Raw genomic sequence first — 16,578 nt, forward strand, 5'->3', positions numbered from 1 at the left:
CGCACATAGGCGGCATCTATGCGGCGTGGCAGCAATCGTCACGGATCCGTCACGGCGTCGCGATAGCGCCCGGGCATGGCGGCAAGCTATCAGCATCTTCGGGCGTTCCACGCGATCGCGGTCGAGCGCGGCGTGTCGCGCGCCGCGCGGCGCCTCAACGTCTCGCAGCCGACGCTGTCGCAGCAGCTGAAGGCGCTCGAGGCCCGGCATGCGGTCTCGCTGTTCGAAAATCGCAAGTCGCCGCTCAAGCTCAGCCCCGCGGGTCGCGACCTGTTCACGCTCACGCAAAGGCTGTTCGCCACCGCCTCGGACATTGACGATATGCTTGGCGAGACCTCGGGGCTGACCGGCGGCGTGCTGCGCCTCGGTGCCGATTCCCCGCTCTATGCGGCGCGGGTGGTCGACCGCTTCCGGAAAAGCCATCCGCAGACCGGCGTGCAGGTGCGCATGGGCAACGCCAAGGAGGTCATGCAATGGCTGAGCGAGGCGCAGATCGATGCGGCGCTGGCGAGCGATCCGCCGGGCGATGCGATGTTCAGCTATGATCCGCTCTATACCGATCGACTGAGCTGCGCGGTGCCGATCGGTCATCGCCTCGCCGTGCTCGACGCCATCCCGGTCGCGGCGTTCGCCGACGAGGTGCTGCTGTCGCGCGAGCCAACGTCGAAGACGCGCGCCTTCACCGAACGCGTGCTCGCGGATGCCGGGATCGTGCCGGCGACAATCCTCGAATTCCAGGGCCGCGAGACGATCCGCGAGGCGATCGCGCTGGGCCTGGGTATCAGCATCTTCTTCGCCTCGGAATGTCCCCCGGACCGGCGTATCTGCTATCGCCCGCTCGACACCGGCCGCGACACCTACGAACTGCGCGGCTTCCTGCTCTGCCAGAGCGAACGCCGCCGCAGCAGCCTGATGCGCGCGCTCAAGCAGGTCGTGTGTGATATCCGCGAGCGGGCGCCCCTATCGGGCGACGCCCACTGCCAGAAGATGCCGTCATGAGCCCTGTGTCCAGCATCGACGAAATCGTCGCGCTCTACGCGCTGCGCGGCGGACGGACCTATGGCGAAGGCGTGACGCAGACCGAACATGCGCTGCAGTGCGCGATGCAGGCAGAGGCCGCGGGGGCGTCGCCGCACCTCGTTATCGCATCGCTACTCCATGATATCGGGCATCTGCTCGTCGATCCGGACGATCTGACCGTCGACGACCGCCACGAGCAGGCGGGCGCCCGGGCGCTCGAGACGCTGTTTCATCCCGCCGTGTCCGATCCCGTCGCGCTGCACGTGTCGGCCAAGCGCTACCTCTGCCGTACCGAGCCGACATATCTGTCGGGATTGAGCCGTGCATCGCGGACGTCGCTTGCCCTTCAGGGCGGCGCCTTCGACGAGGCCGAGGCACGCGCCTTCGAGCGCCTGCCGCATTGGCGGGACGCCGTCTCGCTTCGCCGCTTCGACGACATGGGCAAGCGCGACGAGTCCGCGAACCGCGTGTTCGTCGACTATATCCCCCTGATGCGTGAGCTTGCGATCGCTCCGGCGCGCGGCGCCTAGTCGCGTCGCGAGGCGGCGGGCCGGCCGCCATGCCTTGCTGCTCCGCAAGCGGTCGAACGCGCAACAGTCAGCCGTCTCAATTCCTAGCGATGACGAGTGACAGCGGTATGACATCGCAGCACAATCGGCCATAGTTCTGATCTATGCATGCCATTCAGCCAAAGACTTGGCATTGCGGCGCCGATTCAGACGAGAGGCGCCCCAGGGTTCGTAATTATACGACTTGGGGGCGTTATCATGAAGGCCGACTATCTCATTTCCTGTGCGCTCGTCGCATTGCTGGGTACGACTGCGGCGCACGCCGCCGACACCGCGACCGCGGCGACCGCAGCGACAGCGGCTGACGCTCCGGCGCCCGAAATTGCCAATGGCGACATCGTCGTCACGGCGCAGCGCCGCACCGAGAGCATCCAGAAGGTGCCGTTGACCGTCCAGGCGTTCAGCGGGGACACGCTGTCCAAGCTCAATGTCACGACCTTCAACGACTTGCTCAAATATACCCCCAACGTCACTTTCAGCAGCAACGGCCCCGGCTCGGGCGCGATCTTCATGCGCGGCCTGTCGACCGGCTTTGCGGGCAACCAGTCGTCGGCGACGATCGCCTACTTCCCCAACGTCGCGCTGTATCTCGACGATCAGTCGATGCAGTTCCCGGCGCGCAACGCCGATGTCTACATGGCGGACATGGAGCGCGTCGAAGTGCTCGAGGGGCCGCAGGGCACGCTGTTCGGCGGCGGCGCCGAGGCGGGCGCGGTGCGCTATATCACCAACAAGCCCAATCTCGACAAGTTCGGCGGGCATATCGAGGGCAGCGCGGGCGGCACCGTCGGCGGCGCGCCCAACGGCTCGTTCAACGCCACGATCAACGTCCCCATCATCCAGGACAAGCTGGCGATCCGCGCCGTCGTCTATGACGACCACCGCGGCGGCTATATCGACAACGTGCCGAGCACCTTCACCCGCGCCGATACGGACACGGGCAACCACTATCTCAACAATGGCGGCAAGACCCTGCCGGCGAGCCAGCAGTCTAACGACGGCCAGTATAACAATTACGCCCTGGCGAAGAATAATTTCAATCCGGTCGATTATACCGGCGGCCGCGTCTCCGCGAAATGGGCGATCGACACCGATTGGGACCTGCTGATCTCCGAGAGCTACCAGAAGATGGATGCCGAAGGGACCTTCGCCACCTATCCCACGGGCTCCGACTTCCAGCCGCTCGGCAAGCTGCAGACGACGGTGTTCACACCGAGCTACAACAAGGACAAATATACCAATACCGCCTGGACGCTCAACGGCAAGATCGGCGACCTCAAGCTCGTCTACACAGGCGCCTATATGGACCGCCACATCGAGACTCAGCAGGACTATTCCAACTATTCGCGTACCGGCGGCGGCATGTATTATCAGTGCACCGGCGGCAGCACGGGCTGGGGCACGGGGGCGCCCTTCTGCTACTCGCCGGTCGCCTATTGGCACGATACCGTCAAGAATACGCATCTGAGCAACGAGGTACGCCTCTCGACCCCCGAAGACAAGCGCATCCGCCTGATCGTCGGCGCCTATGAAGAGCGCTTCCGCATCAAGGACGTGATGAATTTCGACTATAAGACCATTCCAACCTGCACGACCTCGCTGATCGCGACGGCTGCCGCCTGTTCGGGCGTGGTGCAGACCGTCCCGGGCTCGACTGCCAACCAGCCGGGCCTCGAGCCCAACAACACCGCGTTCGGCGAGGACGTGCAGCGGGGCTACGACCAATATGCCTTCTTCGGCTCGGTCGATTTCGACATCCTGCCCAATCTCACGCTCACCGCCGGCACCCGCTATTATCATTATAAGGAGTTCGAGGTCGGTTCCCAGTTCGAGACCTATGCGAGCAATTGCTACGAGACGCTCGTCTGCACGGTCGCCGGGTCCGGCAACGTCAATATCGACGCGAGCAACGACCATGTCGTCTATCATGGCTTCAAGAGCCGTGCGTCGCTGTCGTGGAAGCCGTTCGACCACACGCTGGTCTATGCGACCTTCAGCCAGGGCTTCCGCCCGGGCGGCTTCAACCGGGCGACCAAGCTGATCCTGCCCGACGTCAACGGCACCGCGCAGCTGCTGCGCCCCAACGGCTACAAGCCGGACACGCTTACGAACTATGAGGTCGGTCTCAAGACCGATCTCTTCGATCACAAGGTCCAGCTCAACCTCTCAGCCTATTATATGGACTGGGACAATGTGCAGATCGGTTTCTTCAATCCGGCCGGCGGCTTCGGCAACACCAGCTTCGTGACCAACGGTGCCAATTTCCACGTCAAGGGCATCGAGGCCCAGGTCGTCGCCCGGCCGATCTCGGGGTTCAGCGTGCAACTCGGCGCGACCTACAATGACAGCAAGCAGGTCTCCTCGCCTTGCTTCATCTCGAACGTCACGGGGTCGACCAGCTTCGGCAAGTGCATCACCTCCTATTACAGCAACGGTGCCGCCATACCGCTGCAGAGCCCGTTCGGCTCGGAAGGGTCGAGCCTGCCCTACGCACCGCATGTGCAGGCCGATCTGCGCGCGCGCTACGAATGGACGGGTGCAGCCCGTCTCGGCTATTTCGTATCGGGCGGGGTCTCCTATACCGGGCCCACTTACAACCAGCCTTCGACCTATCCGTCGGGCGAGGGCGTGTTGATCCCGGGCACGACGCTGCTGCGTTACCGGATGTCGGGCTATGCCCTGCTCGACGCCTCGGTGGGCATCCAGCGCGACGCCTGGACAGCGTCGCTGTTCGGCGAAAATCTGAGCAACAGCCACGCCAGCACCTTCACCTCGTCGGCCCAGTTCATCAAGTCCGAGGTGGTAGTCCGCCCGATGACCTACGGTCTGCGGATCGGCTACACCTTCTGACGATCGGATGATGCGAGGGCAGGGGCCGACACCTGCCCTCCTATCGGGACCGACAAGCGATCCGCGAGGCTCGTGTCGCGACCGCGCGACATGTCCTGACGCTCATTCGCGGCGGCGATCGCCAGGCGCGTGAACCGATACCGCCTGCTTGGCGGTGATCATGGCGCGGCGCATCGCCGCAACGGGGCGGCGGTCGACGCCGCTTCGCTGGCCGGCGAGCAGCAGCATGCCGGTCCGGCGTCGACCAAGCGCGCACGTGCTTGAATAGGTCGGTGATGATGCTTGCCGCCGGACGCGGACCGTGACACCCCTTGGTGCCGCACCCTGAAAGGACTTCGGCATGATCGTCCTCGCCTTCGTCATCGGCATCGTCGCGGGATTGCGCGCGATGATGGCACCCGCCGCCGCCGCCTGGGCCGCCTCGGCGGGCCGACTTCAGCTCGACGGCAGCTGGCTTGCCTTCCTTGGCTACCGGTTCACTCCTTGGATCCTCTCGCTGCTCGCGGTGGGCGAGCTGGTGACCGACCAGTTGCCGTCGACGCCGAGCCGCAAGGTGCCGGTGCAGTTCGGTGCGCGGCTGGTGACCGGCAGCGTCGCCGGCGCGGCGATCGGCAGCGGCGTGGGCTCGTGGTTCATGGGGCTGCTGCTCGGTCTCTTGGGCGCGGTGATCGGCACGCTGGGCGGTGCGGCGCTGCGCGGCAGGATGGCAGCCGCGTTCGGCAGCGATCGGCCGGCCGCGCTGATTGAGGATGCGGTCGCAATCCTGGGCTCGGCCGCGGTCGTGCTGCTGCTGTGAGCCGCGCCTTCGACGCGATCATCGTTGGCGCGGGGCAGGCGGGGCCGCCGCTCGCCGGACGGCTGACCGCGGCGGGGATGAAGGTCGCGCTGATCGAGCGCAAGCTGGTCGGCGGCACCTGCGTCAACACCGGCTGCATGCCGACGAAGACGCTGGTCGCCAGCGCCTATGCCGCCCACCTCGCGCGGCGCGCGGCCGAGTTCGGCGTCTCGACGGGGGCGGTCGGCATCGACATGCCCGCGGTCGCCGCGCGTGCTGAGAAGGTGGTGACCAAGGCGCGGACGAGCAACGAACAATGGCTGGAGAGCATGGAGGGGCTCACCTTCCTGCGCGGCCACGCGCGCTTCACGGCGCCCGGCGTTATCGAGGTCGACGGCGAGGCCCTCACCGCGCCGCGCATCTTCCTCAATGTCGGCGGGCGCGCGACCGTGCCCGACATGCCGGGAGTCGGCGACGTGCCGCACCTCGACAACACCGACATGGTCGTGCTCGACCGCGTTCCCGATCATCTGGTGGTGGTGGGCGGCAGCTATGTCGGGCTGGAATTCGCGCAGATGTACCGGCGCTTCGGCGCGGCGGTGACGGTTGTCGAGCGTGGCGAGCGGCTGATCGCGCATGAGGACGCCGACGCGTCGGACGCGGTGCGCGACATATTGCAGGATGAGGGTATCGTCGTGCGTACCGGCGCCGACTGTATCGGTTTCGAGGCTCACCCGCGGGGCGTGTCGGTGTCGGTCGACTGCGCGTCGGGCGAGCCCGCCGTGATCGGCAGCCATGTACTGCTCGCGGTCGGGCGGCGGCCGAACACCGACGATCTGGGCCTGGAGGTCGCCGGCGTCGCGACCGACTCCCGCGGTTACATCGAGGTGGACGACCGGTTGCAGACTAATGTCGCGGGCATCTGGGCGCTGGGCGATTGCAACGGCCGGGGCGCTTTCACCCACACCGCCTACAATGATTTCGAGATCGTCGCCGCCAACCTCCTCGACGGCGAAGACCGGAAGGTCAGCCAGAGGCTGCTTGGCTATGCGCTCTACACCGATCCGCCGCTCGGCCGCGTCGGCCTGAGCGAGGCCGAGGCCCGCCGGAGCGGCCGGCCACTGCTGGTCTCCAAGCGGCCGATGACGCGGGTCGGGCGGGCCGTCGAAAAGGGCGAGACCAAGGGCTTCATCAAGATCGTCGCCGACGCCGAAACGCAGCGTATCCTCGGCGCCGCGATCCTGGGCACCGGCGGCGATGAGGCGATCCACGGCATCCTCGACATGATGAACGCCGATCAGCCGATCGCGGCGCTGCGATGGGCCGTGCCGATCCACCCCACCGTGTCCGAGCTGATCCCCACCGTCCTGCTCGGGCTCGCCCCTTCGAAGCAGGAACCGTAACCGACTGCTCCCGCCGCGCGCTACCGCGCCTTGAGCCGCGGCGCTGCGCGCCTGGCAATGACGGGCAGTCGGGATTGCTTCCGCCCCACTAGCCAGCGCGCCAGACCGGCATGCCTAGAACATGACGCCTAAGGTCAGCCGCCCCGCATTGTCCGAGCCCGCGCCGCCCATCAGGCCGGTGTAGCCGGCGCTGATGCGAAGCTTGGGGGCGGGCTGCCAGGCGATGTCGGCGCTTGCGGCGGCGGCGTCGCGCGAGAGACCGGCGCCGGTCACCGCGAAGGCGCCGGCGGTGCCCGCAAAGCTCAGGATCGCGGTCGGATCGATGCGGCCATAGGCGCGCTGCCAGGCGATCCCGGCATGGACCGAGACCGCCGCGACCACGGGCGTCTCGATCTTGAGGCCGACGTCGGAGAATTGCACCGAGTCGGTGTGGCGCGCGCCGTCGAGCGCAGTCGCGCCACCGGTCTCGGCGAAGCCGTCGGTGTGGACGCGGTAGGCCGACCCGCCGACGAACGGCTGGACCGTGCCGCCGCCCAGCGGCAGCGCGTAGCCGAGCTCGCCGAAGCCGTGCAGCGTGTCGCCGTCATAGCGCGCGTCGTCCAGATCGGAGAAGCCGCCGAACGACAGCGAACGCCGGGTGTCGATCCGCCCCCAATCATAGCCGATGCCGAAGCGCGCGCGCAGCGCGCCATAAGCGCCGCCGGCATAGGCGAGCACGTGGCCGGTGCGCAGCCGCGCCGAACTGCCGCGGTCGTCGACGGTCAGCTTGGTGTGGGTATAGCCGCCGGCGACGCCGATCCGCAGGCTGCCGAGCAGCGCGATGTCGTAGCCGCCGATGCCGCCATAGGTGTTGCGCTCGGTGTCGGCCGCGCCTTGCCGGCCATTGTCCTCGCCGTGATTGCCGAGGAACTGGCCCCACAGCCCCGATGGCTGGGCGGCACCGGTGTCGAGCCGGCCGATCGCGGCGCCCTCGACGAGCATCGCGTCGTGGACCATCGCGGTCCGTGCCGAGGCGTGGACCTCGCCCGACAGCTGCGACAGCGCGCTGCGGACGCCCGCGTCCGACGGATCGAGCGTCAGCGCGGCATAGGCGGCGTTGCCGGTGCCGAGCGCGCCGAACACGCCGGCGACATTGGCCTGGTTGGGATTGACCGCGAGCGTCTGCAGCGAGGCGCCGGTGCGTGCGAGATCGACGAACACGCTGTTGGCGGTGCTGCCGAGCCGCAATTCGGTGCCGTTCACCGGCGTCTGCGCGAGCGTGTAGCTGCCGGTGATGCCGCCGGTCGCGGTGAGCAGCAGATAGCGCGTGCCGATCAGCAGATCGCCCGCGCCGCGCGCGACCGTGATCGTCGCGGCGCTGCCGATCGTCGCCGTGCCCCCGACCGCGATCCGGCTGCTGATCGCGCCGGGCAGGATGGTGGCCGCATAGGTCGAGCCGGCCTGCTGGTTGAGGGTGCCCGTGATCACGAGCGTGCCGACGCCGGGCGCCAGCACGCCGCCGCCATTGACCGTCGCCGACGCGATCTGGCCAGTGCCGGCGAGCTTCGCCCCCTGTTCGACGGTCACCGCCGAGGCCAGCGTACCATTGAGCAGCAGCGTGCCGTTGACGACGTCGGTCCGCCCGGTGAAGCTTTGCGAGCCGATCGTCAGCACGCCCGCGCCGGTCTTCTCGAGCAGACCGGTGCCCGCGAGCGACGCGGTCAGCGTGCCGTCGGTCGGCTGGTTGACGATCAGCGCGCCATTGTCGGCGATCGATCCGATCAGCACCGCCGCAGGGCCTGTCAGCGCGGCGCCGGCATCGATGCTGGTGCCGTTGGTGAACGTCGAGGCGCCGGTCAGCGTCCAGACGCCCGATGCGACGTCGAGATGCTCGAAATTGGTCGCGCCGGCGAAGCTGCCGAAGCCGGTGCCGGCGAGCGTGACCTGATCGGTGCCCGCGCCGCCGTCGACGCTGCCGATGATCGTCGATCCGGGGAGAAGGGTGAGTTGGTCGTTGCCCGCACCCATGCTGATCGCGACGCCGTTGCCGCCGCTGATCGTCCCCGAATTGACGATCGTGTCGTTGAAATTGCCGACCAACGTGATGCCCGCCCCGGTGACACCGCGGATCGTGCCCGCATTGGTGATGCTGGTGGCACCCGCAGCCGATCCGCCCGCGCCGTCGTCGACGAGGATGCCGTTGCCCTGGCCGCTGATCAGCGCCCCGGCATTGTTGACGACGGTGCCGCCGCCGATCGCGATGCCTTCGCTCGAATTGGGATTGCCGCCCTTGTCGACACCCGCGGCGCCGGTGCCCTGGATGATACCTGAGTTGGTGATGTTGGCGATGAAATCGATGTCGACGCCGTCGCCATCGCCGTTGGCGCTGACGCCGTTATAGGCGCCGGTGATCGTACCGAAATTGACCACCGTGCCATTGCCGTCCGATCCGACCCCCGAGCCGTTGCGACCGGTGATCGAGCCGAAGTTGGTGACGGTGAGCCCGGTGCTGCTGGTGATGCCGTGGCGCTCGCCGGAGATCACGCCGGTCGTCTCGTTGATGACGGTGGCGGTGTGCGCCTGCATGTCGATGCCGTCGTTGCTGTCGTCGAGCACGCCGTCGGCGAAGATCGTGCCGGCATTGTCGATGATCGAGCCCTGGCCCGAGCGGATGCCGTCGGCGCCGAAGCTCTGGATCACGCCGCCGGCGAGATTGTTGATCCGCACCGTCGCGCCTGGCGTCGTGATCGCGTCGAAATCGATCGCCTGGCCGCCGTTGGTGGTCTTGATCGTGCCCGCATTGTTGACGGTGATCGTGCCCTGGCTGACGTCGAGATTCACGCGGAACGCATCGTCCTGCGAGGTGATCAGCGCGCCCGCGGCGTTGGTGAGCGTGATCGTGCGCGGCAGTGCGGTGCCCGAGACGTTGATCGCGCGACCACCGCTGGCGGTCGACTGGATCGTGCCGCCATTGGTGATGACCACGCCGGTCGCGGCGGTCTTCTCGGTCACCGCGGGATCGGCCGGAGACACGATCGCGCCGCCCGCTTGGACGGTCAGCGTGTCGGTGCCGCCGACGGTCTGCTGCGCGGTTGCGGTGGTGCCGCTGGCGACCACGATCGCCGCCGCATCGGCGGGCGTCGTGGCGACCGCGATCGCAAGCAGGCTGGAGACCGCGCCGGACAGGCCGACGATGTGCCGATTCCGCATGATGATGTTTCCCCTTGGATTATTGCGATGCCGGTTAGACCGCGCGCATGACGCCTCGGTGACGCGATCGGTGGATTTTCAACGCCGTTCGCGCCCGATCCAGTCGATCGCGACGATGCCGCGGCGACCGTCGGCGCGGCCGAGTTGGACGATCACGTCGATCATCGATCGCGCATAGGCGAGCGTGTCGTCGCGCCCGAGTCCGAGCCCCGCCTGCATCACCATCAACACAAGCTGTTCGAGCGCGCCGGCCGGCGAACTGGCGTGAATGGTCGAGAAGGAGCCGGGGTGGCCGGTGTTGATCGCGCGTAGGAAGCTGACCACCTCGCGGCCGCGCAGCTCGCCGAGCACGATGCGATCGGGCCGCAGCCGGAGCGCCGCCTGGAGCAGATCGTCGGTGCCCGCACGCGACTCGCCGAGCTCGCCCTTGACCGCGACCAGACCGAGGCTGTTGGCGTGGCGCAGCTGGATTTCCGGCGTGTCCTCGATCAGCACGATGCGCTCGTGCGCGGGTACCTCGCGCAGCAGCGCGTTGAGGAAGGTCGTCTTGCCGCTCGACGTGCCGCCGGAGACCAGGATCGTCTGCCGCGCACCGACCGCGCGGACCAGAAAGCCGACCGGATCGGTCTGCGGATCGGGCCACGCCGTAACGGTCTGCGTGCGCGCAAGCGGGCCGTGATCATAGGCCGAGAGCGGCAGGTCGACGAGGCGATGGCGGCGGATCGCGAGCGCCCAGTGCGCGCGCGTGGCGGAGGGCGCGACGAACTGCACGCGCGCGCCGTCGGGCAGGACGGCGGCGAGCAAGGGCTGCTCGCGATTGACACCCTGATGGCTGATCCGCGCGACCTGCTCGGCGAGGCGGCGCAGGTGGCGATCGTCGAGTGCGGGAAGGTCGATCCGCTCCATGCCGCGGCCGGCAGCCTCCACCCAGATCTCGCCGGGGCGGTTGATCAATATCTCGCTGACATCCTCGCGCGCGAGCCAGGGCTTGAGCGGCGCCAGATAGGCGTCGAGATAGACGCCGCCGCCGATCGCTTCGACCGCGCCGCTCATCCGCCCGCGGACGCGGTCGAGAAGTCGAGGTCGCGCGCGGTGAAGACGCGGATCGGCTGGCCCTGCGGCACGCGCACCGTCGGCGCGATCTTGGTGTCGTTCTGTGCGGCCACCGACGCCGCGCTCTGCCCGCCCGAGACGACCACCGAGGCATTGCTGATCGCCGACAGCCCGCCGACCACCGAGAGCAGCACCGCCGAGCCGAAGCGCTTGAGGAAATGGCTGTCGACCTTGCCGCCGAGCCCTGATCGGCCCTCGAAATCGACCGCGGGCGAGCCGAGCGCGACCGACACGCCGTCCGGCCGGATCAGTCGCGACCAGATGACGTAGGCGCGCGTCTGGCCGTCGGCGAGCCCCGATTTATATTGGCCGATCAACCGGGAGGAGCGCGGGATGAGCACCTTGCTCCCGTCGAATCCGCGCACGTCGCGGCTGACCACGGCGCGGACATAGCCAGGCAGATCGGTGTCGATCGCGGTTTCGAGCACGGCGGGGATCAGCGTGCCCTGCGTCACCGTCAGCGATGGACTGCGCATCGGCTCGGCGGTGGCGACGTCGGACGTGCCGCCGACGCGCAGCGCGAACTGGTCGTTGTCGTCGCCGGTAATCGCCGTCTTGCCGTCGCCAGTCTTGGCGGGGACGGCGGCAGCGATCGACGCCGTCTGGCCGCCGGGCGCCTGCGAATTGTCGATCACCATCGCGGGCGATGCCGCCGCCGCGACCGCGGGCGCGGACACCTGCGGTGCGGCGAAGGGCAACGGCGCGGGGCGCGTCGCCTGGTAGGGGACGACCGGCGCCAGCACGGGCGGCGGCGCGACCGGCGCGAGCATCTCCGGCTTGGGCGCGGGCGGCGTGCGGTGCGCGCTCATCGACCAGAAGGTGACGCCGCCGAGGAGCAGCGCAATCCCGGCGCCGGCGACGAGGCCGGTCGAATCGGATTTCTTGCCCTGCTGCGCGACCAGCGGATAGGCGTTGCGGCTGGCGAGGACGAGGTCGCGCGGCTCGGCATGGAGGCGCGGATCAATGTCCTCGATCGGGCGCAACAGGATCGGGGGACGCGTGCTCATGGTCGGGCGCTCGCGGTCTGCGCGACGCTTGGCTGCGCCGCGGGCTGGGGCGGGATGGCCGGCAGCGCCTGAGGCGCAATCGGTCGCGGCGAGGGGGTGAGCGTCGCGATCAGCTTGCCTTGGCGCAGCACCAGCTGCGCGGGCACGCCGTCGACCACGACATAGTCGCCTTGCACATGATAATTGACCGGGCCTTCCTCGCCATTGGGCTCGCGCACCAGGATCGCGGGCATCGCGCTGTCCTTGGGCCAGGCGAGCCACGTCGCCCTGCCGTCGTCGAAGGTGCGCGCCGGCAGCAGCTGTTTCGCGCCGGCGCTGGTCCAGCCGAAGTTGAGATCGGCGGGGGTCGGCGCGGGTGCCTTGTCGGCGACCTGCGGTGCCGGCTCGGGGGTCAGCGCCACGGCGGGGACGGGCGGCATCGGTCGCTTGGGTTCGGGCGGATAGGTGAAGCGCATGACATAGACCGGCGTCGCGCCCGGCGAGGCGACGAGATCGAACAAATAGGTGCGCTCGTCGGTCACCACGGTCATGTTGGTGTGCGCGGTCGGCTGCATCGGCTTCACGAACAGCAGCGAGGCATGTTTGTTGGGCGTCACCTGCCAGTCGGCCGAGTCGCCGACCGCGACATTGTCGATATGCTCGTCGGGACCGAATTCGATCGTCGACTGGATGCCGGTGTGGCCGCGGACCACGACGATCTGGCCGGGATCGTAGAAGCGCGTCGCGATGCGCGGATCTTTGGCGAGCGCGGGCGTCGCGACCAAGGCGGCGAGCAGCAGGATGCGGTTCATGACAGGCGGGCCTTGGACGGGGTCTCGGGGCGGGAGCGGAAGCGGCTGCCGACACCCTGAAGACGATTGTCGGTGCGCGGTGCTGCGGCGATCGCGCTGGTCGGCATGATGGCCATGACGGTGGTACGAACATGCGACGACGGACCGCCCGCGGCGGCGGCGGTGTCGCCTGCGGAGGCTGGCAGCGCCGCCAGCATCGAGCGCATCCGCTCGCTTGCCGGCGACGCGCTCGCTGATCCGCTCGCGAGCGGCGGCAGGATCGTCGCCATGGGCGCGTGCGATAGCGTCGCGGCGGCGGGCTCTGGTTGCAGGAAGGGGATGCGCCAGCCGGAGACGATCGTGCCCGCGGTGCGCGCGACGATCAGCATCAGCGCGCTGTAGACGCAGGCGGCGAGGAACAGCGCGGTCGCGCTGCGTGTCGCGACCTCGCTCGAGTCCATCAAGGCGTTGCGGATCAGCGGCGCGATCAGCGTCAGCGTCGCGCCGCCGATGAGCACGGTGAACAGCGGCACCAGCGCGCTCGACACCACCGCCTTGAGCCAACCCTCGAACAGCCCGCGCGTGCCGGGAAACAGCACCAGCACGATGAACACCGGTCCCAGCGCGAGCAGCGCCGCGAGCGCGACCTTGGCGGTGACCAGCACGCCGACGGTGCCGACCAGCAGCATCAGTCCGGATATCCACAGCAGCCCCTGCGCGGACAGGATCGAGATGCCGGTGGGCGATGCGCCATTGGCGGTCGCGCCCGCCGCCGAGATCGCGCTCGTCGGCGTCTGCTTGGTGCTGTCAGCGATCGCGGTAAAGACCATGTCGAGCTTGTCGGCGAAGGCATCGGTGGCGGAGCCGTGGGTGCCCGCGATCATCGTCGCGAGCTGGTCGGGCGCGCCCACCGCCAGCGTCCAGACGACGTGCTGATAGGCGAGCCACGAGGTCGCGAAGGTCAGCACCAGGCCCAGCGTCAGCATCCGCGGGGTGAGCGCGGCGACGCCGAGCCGGGTGCGTCCGGTCAGTATCCCGATCGCGAACAGCGCGACATAGAGGGTGAGCAGCCCGGTCAGCGCGGGAAGCAGCGCGCCATGCTCGCCGAACAGCCGGCCGAAGGCAATCTGCGTGCCCTCGCCGGTGCGGCAGTCGACCGCGCGCAGCGCCTGCGACAGCCCGCCGCCCTCGATGTCGAGCGCCGGGCAGGTCACTCCGCCGCCTCGGAATAGCGGATGGCGTCCGCCGTGGCGGGCCACGGCGTGCCGGTCAGCGCCTCGAACCAGGCGGCGGGCGCGTCGCCATGCGCCTCGCGCAGCCGATCGAGCTTGCGGACACTCGCCTCGCGGCCCGAGAGCACGGTGAGCAGATCGGGCTCGCCGCCAAGATCGAGCCGCGCCACCACCGAATGATTGGCGTGGCGGACGAGAAAGCAGCGGCTGTGCGCGGGCAATTGCCGGATCAGCTCGAGCTCGTGCGCGGACAGGCCGAAGCCCTCGCAATAGTCTTCCGCCCGCGCGCGTGGATTGGGGGTGAAGATCATCGTCGCGGTCTGCTCGACGATCGCGCTCGCGATGCGGCTGTCGAGCGCATCGCGCGCCGACTGCGTCGCGAAGCCGACCAGCGCGTTGCGCTTGCGCAAGGTCTTGAGCCAACCGCGGATGCGCGCGGCGAAGACGGGATCGTCGAGCGCCTTCCAGCCCTCGTCGATCAGGATCATCGTCGGCTCGCCGTTCAAACGTTCGTCGACGCGGTGGAAGAGGTAGAGCATCGTCGGCGTGCGCAAGGTCGGGCTGTCGAGCAGCGCGGTCATGTCGAAGCCGAGCGTGCGCGCGTCGAGATCGAGCGCGTCGACCGGATTGTCGAACAGCCAGGCGTGCTCGCCTTGGCCGATCCACGGATCGAGCCGCGAGGGCAGGTCGCCCATTTCCGGACGGCGCGCGCCGCCGAGCAGTTCGCGGAAATAGCGCAAGCGGCGGAAGGCGGGGTCGGCATCCATGCAGGCGTCGATCGCGGCGGCGACCGCGGCGAGTTCGTCGGGGCCTTGCGCGGCGAGCATCAGCCCGAGCCAGTCGCGCAGGAAGCCGCGATTGACTGGGGTGTCGGGTAGCGCGAGCGGGTTGAAGCCGGTCGGCTGGCCCGGCTGAAGCTGCGCATAATGACCGCCGCAGGCGCGGAGAAATATCTCGGCGCCGCGGTCCTTGTCGAACAGGATCGTGCGCGGCGCGAACTTCTGCGCCTGCGCGGCGAGGAAGTTGAGCACCACCGTCTTGCCCGAACCCGAGGGGCCGATCACGGTGAAATTGCCGAGGTCGCCCTCGTGGAAATTGAAGAAATAGGGGGTGGCGCTGGTCGTCTCGAACACGGTCGCGGCGGGGCCCCAGTGATTGCCCTCGGGCTTGCCGAACGGCATGCCGTGCAGCGACAGGAAGCCGGCCGCATTAGCGGTCGAGATCAGCGCGCGGCGCACCAGATAGGCCTCGTTGCCGGGGAACTGGCCCCAGAAGCAGGGCTCCATGTTGACGTCCTCGCGGACCGCGACCGCGCCGATGTCGGCGAGCGCGGCACCGGCGGCGGCCATTGCGCCGTCGAGGCTGGCGAGATCGTCGGCGCGGACCATCAGCGAGAGGTGGTGGTCGCCAAAGCCAGCCTGGCCCGCGCCCAGCGCATCGCGCGCCGTGAGCATCTCGCGGCGTTCGGCGCCGGCTTCCTCGTCGGCCGAACGGAGGCGGCGGATGGCGAGATCGATCCGCTCGCGTGCGACCTGGCGATCGGCGGGTGCGAAGCTCTCGGTCAGCACCAGTTCGTGCGGCAGGCGCAGGATGTTGTCGATGAGGCCGGCGCGGGTCGCGTCGGGATAGTCCTTCACCGACAACATGCCGGCAAAATTGCGGCCGCCCGCGCCCGCGGTCTCGATCGCGTCGAGCCCGAACGAGACGCGCGCATAAGGGATGTGGTGGCCGAGATCGGTCTCCTCGGACGGCAGCAGCACCGGCCGCATCTCACCATTATAGATGGCGGAGAGCATCTCGAGCGGTTCGGAGCAGAGCCCGCCGACGCCCTGATACGTACCGAGCGGCCGCGCGCCATAAGCCTCGAGCGCCGCGATCAGCGCGGTGGCGGCGGCGTCGAGCGCGCGCAGGTCGGACGTGTCGGGTTCGGCGGCCTTGCCGGCGAGCTTGCGCTTGATCCGCTCGGGCCAGCCGGTCTTGCCGCGCGCGGGGCGGCGGACGATGGTCAAGACCTGTTCGTTGACGAACAGCCGGCGGGCATCGAGCCGGCGCTGCCAGCGGTCGTGCAGCAGTGCCGCGAACGGAGCCTCGGGCACACCGTCGAGCGTCACGGTCACGCGGCGCCGCACGACATGGTGATAGACGACGAAGCGCGCGTCGAGCACCGAGCGCAGCATCGTCTCGCGCACCGCGAGGTGATGATCGAGCGCATCGTCGTCCTCGGTTTCGAACGGCAGCCCCGGCACCTGGATCATCCGCATCACCGCGCCGTCGCGCAGCCGCAGCGTCGTCGCGTCGAGGTGGCGCGCATAGGGCAGACGGTCGCCCGCCTTGGCTTCCTTGGGGCCCCAGGCCGCGGGTCCGGTCCATTTGGTCATGGCGTATAGCTGTTGCAGCCCCAGCGCTTCCAGTTGCGGATGCGCGGGGTCCGGCTGACCTTGGTCAGCCAGAGGTCGAAGATGCGCGGTTCGCGCAGGCAGGCGAGATAGCCGACGCCGTGGACGAGCAATGCCACCGGCAACGCCCAGAAGCTGCGCGTGATCAGAAACGCCTCGGTGGTGACGCCCATGTTGATCACGAAGAAGCTGTAGGTCACCCCGCCGAACATCTGTGGTCGCGTCAGCGCGCGGAAGACCGGGGAGCGGTTCAT

The 16,578-nt window shown here is 68.6% G+C and carries 13 protein-coding genes; 5 read left to right on the forward strand and 8 right to left on the reverse strand.

The features are described 5' to 3' along the window. Nucleotides 1–75 precede the first annotated feature (75 nt). The 3 genes from Q0326_RS15585 to Q0326_RS15595 all read left to right on the forward strand — a co-directional run bounded on the left by Q0326_RS15585 (nucleotide 76) and on the right by Q0326_RS15595 (nucleotide 4,439). Nucleotides 76–999: a LysR substrate-binding domain-containing protein gene (locus tag Q0326_RS15585; RefSeq protein ID WP_298692144.1), complete on the forward strand. Its 924-nt coding sequence runs from the start codon at nucleotides 76–78 to the stop codon at nucleotides 997–999. Next, entirely contained in the window at nucleotides 996–1,550 is a 555-nt protein-coding gene (locus Q0326_RS15590; protein ID WP_298692148.1) for an HD domain-containing protein, read from the forward strand. Before Q0326_RS15585 ends, Q0326_RS15590 begins: the two co-directional genes overlap by 4 nt. A gap of 237 nt (nucleotides 1,551–1,787) precedes the next feature. Then, complete coding sequence (locus Q0326_RS15595) at nucleotides 1,788–4,439, forward strand: TonB-dependent receptor (RefSeq protein WP_298692150.1); 2,652 nt, start codon at nucleotides 1,788–1,790, stop codon at nucleotides 4,437–4,439. Nucleotides 4,440–4,541: 102 nt separating this feature from the next. On the opposite strand, the gene Q0326_RS15600 is transcribed toward Q0326_RS15595, so the two are convergent. Continuing rightward, the gene (locus tag Q0326_RS15600; RefSeq protein ID WP_298692152.1) at nucleotides 4,542–4,667 is read right to left on the reverse strand and encodes a hypothetical protein; all 126 of its coding nucleotides are present in this window, start codon (nucleotides 4,665–4,667) and stop codon (nucleotides 4,542–4,544) included. Nucleotides 4,668–4,779: 112 nt separating this feature from the next. On the opposite strand from Q0326_RS15600, the gene Q0326_RS15605 reads away from it, so the two are divergent. After that, on the forward strand, nucleotides 4,780–5,235 hold the full coding sequence (locus Q0326_RS15605; RefSeq protein WP_298692154.1) for a DUF4126 domain-containing protein: 456 nt from the start codon (nucleotides 4,780–4,782) through the stop codon (nucleotides 5,233–5,235). After that, the gene (locus Q0326_RS15610; RefSeq protein ID WP_298692156.1) at nucleotides 5,232–6,617 is read left to right on the forward strand and encodes an FAD-containing oxidoreductase; all 1,386 of its coding nucleotides are present in this window, start codon (nucleotides 5,232–5,234) and stop codon (nucleotides 6,615–6,617) included. Before Q0326_RS15605 ends, Q0326_RS15610 begins: the two co-directional genes overlap by 4 nt. A gap of 114 nt (nucleotides 6,618–6,731) precedes the next feature. Here Q0326_RS15610 and Q0326_RS15615 read toward each other — a convergent pair whose 3' ends face one another. From Q0326_RS15615 to Q0326_RS15645, 7 genes are all read right to left on the reverse strand, one after another. Then, a complete protein-coding gene (locus Q0326_RS15615) occupies nucleotides 6,732–9,806 on the reverse strand; it encodes an autotransporter domain-containing protein (RefSeq protein WP_298692158.1) in 3,075 nt (1,024 codons plus the stop codon). Nucleotides 9,807–9,884: 78 nt separating this feature from the next. Next, the gene (gene virB11, locus Q0326_RS15620; RefSeq protein ID WP_298692160.1) at nucleotides 9,885–10,859 is read right to left on the reverse strand and encodes a P-type DNA transfer ATPase VirB11; all 975 of its coding nucleotides are present in this window, start codon (nucleotides 10,857–10,859) and stop codon (nucleotides 9,885–9,887) included. Then, a complete protein-coding gene (locus Q0326_RS15625; RefSeq protein WP_298692162.1) occupies nucleotides 10,856–11,926 on the reverse strand; it encodes a TrbI/VirB10 family protein in 1,071 nt (356 codons plus the stop codon). The genes virB11 and Q0326_RS15625 overlap by 4 nt, the downstream gene beginning before the upstream one ends. Then, entirely contained in the window at nucleotides 11,923–12,717 is a 795-nt protein-coding gene (locus Q0326_RS15630; protein WP_298692164.1) for a TrbG/VirB9 family P-type conjugative transfer protein, read from the reverse strand. Before Q0326_RS15630 ends, Q0326_RS15625 begins: the two co-directional genes overlap by 4 nt. Next, complete coding sequence (locus Q0326_RS15635; RefSeq protein WP_298692166.1) at nucleotides 12,714–13,910, reverse strand: type IV secretion system protein; 1,197 nt, start codon at nucleotides 13,908–13,910, stop codon at nucleotides 12,714–12,716. The genes Q0326_RS15630 and Q0326_RS15635 overlap by 4 nt, the downstream gene beginning before the upstream one ends. Next, a complete protein-coding gene (locus Q0326_RS15640) occupies nucleotides 13,907–16,306 on the reverse strand; it encodes a VirB4 family type IV secretion/conjugal transfer ATPase (protein ID WP_298692168.1) in 2,400 nt (799 codons plus the stop codon). The genes Q0326_RS15635 and Q0326_RS15640 overlap by 4 nt, the downstream gene beginning before the upstream one ends. After that, a complete protein-coding gene (locus Q0326_RS15645; protein WP_298692170.1) occupies nucleotides 16,303–16,578 on the reverse strand; it encodes a type IV secretion system protein VirB3 in 276 nt (91 codons plus the stop codon). Before Q0326_RS15645 ends, Q0326_RS15640 begins: the two co-directional genes overlap by 4 nt.

The organism is uncultured Sphingomonas sp., from assembly GCF_937859915.1.
Lineage (GTDB): Bacteria > Pseudomonadota > Alphaproteobacteria > Sphingomonadales > Sphingomonadaceae > Solisphingomonas.

Coding starts and splice junctions, on each gene's coding strand:
- Q0326_RS15630 (WP_298692164.1), bottom strand. CDS start 12,717: ATGAACCGCATCCTGCTGCTCGCCGCCTTGGTCGCGACGCCCGCGCTC.
- Q0326_RS15595 (WP_298692150.1), top strand. CDS start 1,788: ATGAAGGCCGACTATCTCATTTCCTGTGCGCTCGTCGCATTGCTGGGT.
- Q0326_RS15645 (WP_298692170.1), bottom strand. CDS start 16,578: ATGAACCGCTCCCCGGTCTTCCGCGCGCTGACGCGACCACAGATGTTC.
- Q0326_RS15585 (WP_298692144.1), top strand. CDS start 76: ATGGCGGCAAGCTATCAGCATCTTCGGGCGTTCCACGCGATCGCGGTC.
- Q0326_RS15605 (WP_298692154.1), top strand. CDS start 4,780: ATGATCGTCCTCGCCTTCGTCATCGGCATCGTCGCGGGATTGCGCGCG.
- Q0326_RS15600 (WP_298692152.1), bottom strand. CDS start 4,667: ATGCTGCTGCTCGCCGGCCAGCGAAGCGGCGTCGACCGCCGCCCCGTT.
- Q0326_RS15590 (WP_298692148.1), top strand. CDS start 996: ATGAGCCCTGTGTCCAGCATCGACGAAATCGTCGCGCTCTACGCGCTG.
- Q0326_RS15625 (WP_298692162.1), bottom strand. CDS start 11,926: ATGAGCACGCGTCCCCCGATCCTGTTGCGCCCGATCGAGGACATTGAT.
- Q0326_RS15640 (WP_298692168.1), bottom strand. CDS start 16,306: ATGACCAAATGGACCGGACCCGCGGCCTGGGGCCCCAAGGAAGCCAAG.
- virB11 (WP_298692160.1), bottom strand. CDS start 10,859: ATGAGCGGCGCGGTCGAAGCGATCGGCGGCGGCGTCTATCTCGACGCC.
- Q0326_RS15615 (WP_298692158.1), bottom strand. CDS start 9,806: ATGCGGAATCGGCACATCGTCGGCCTGTCCGGCGCGGTCTCCAGCCTG.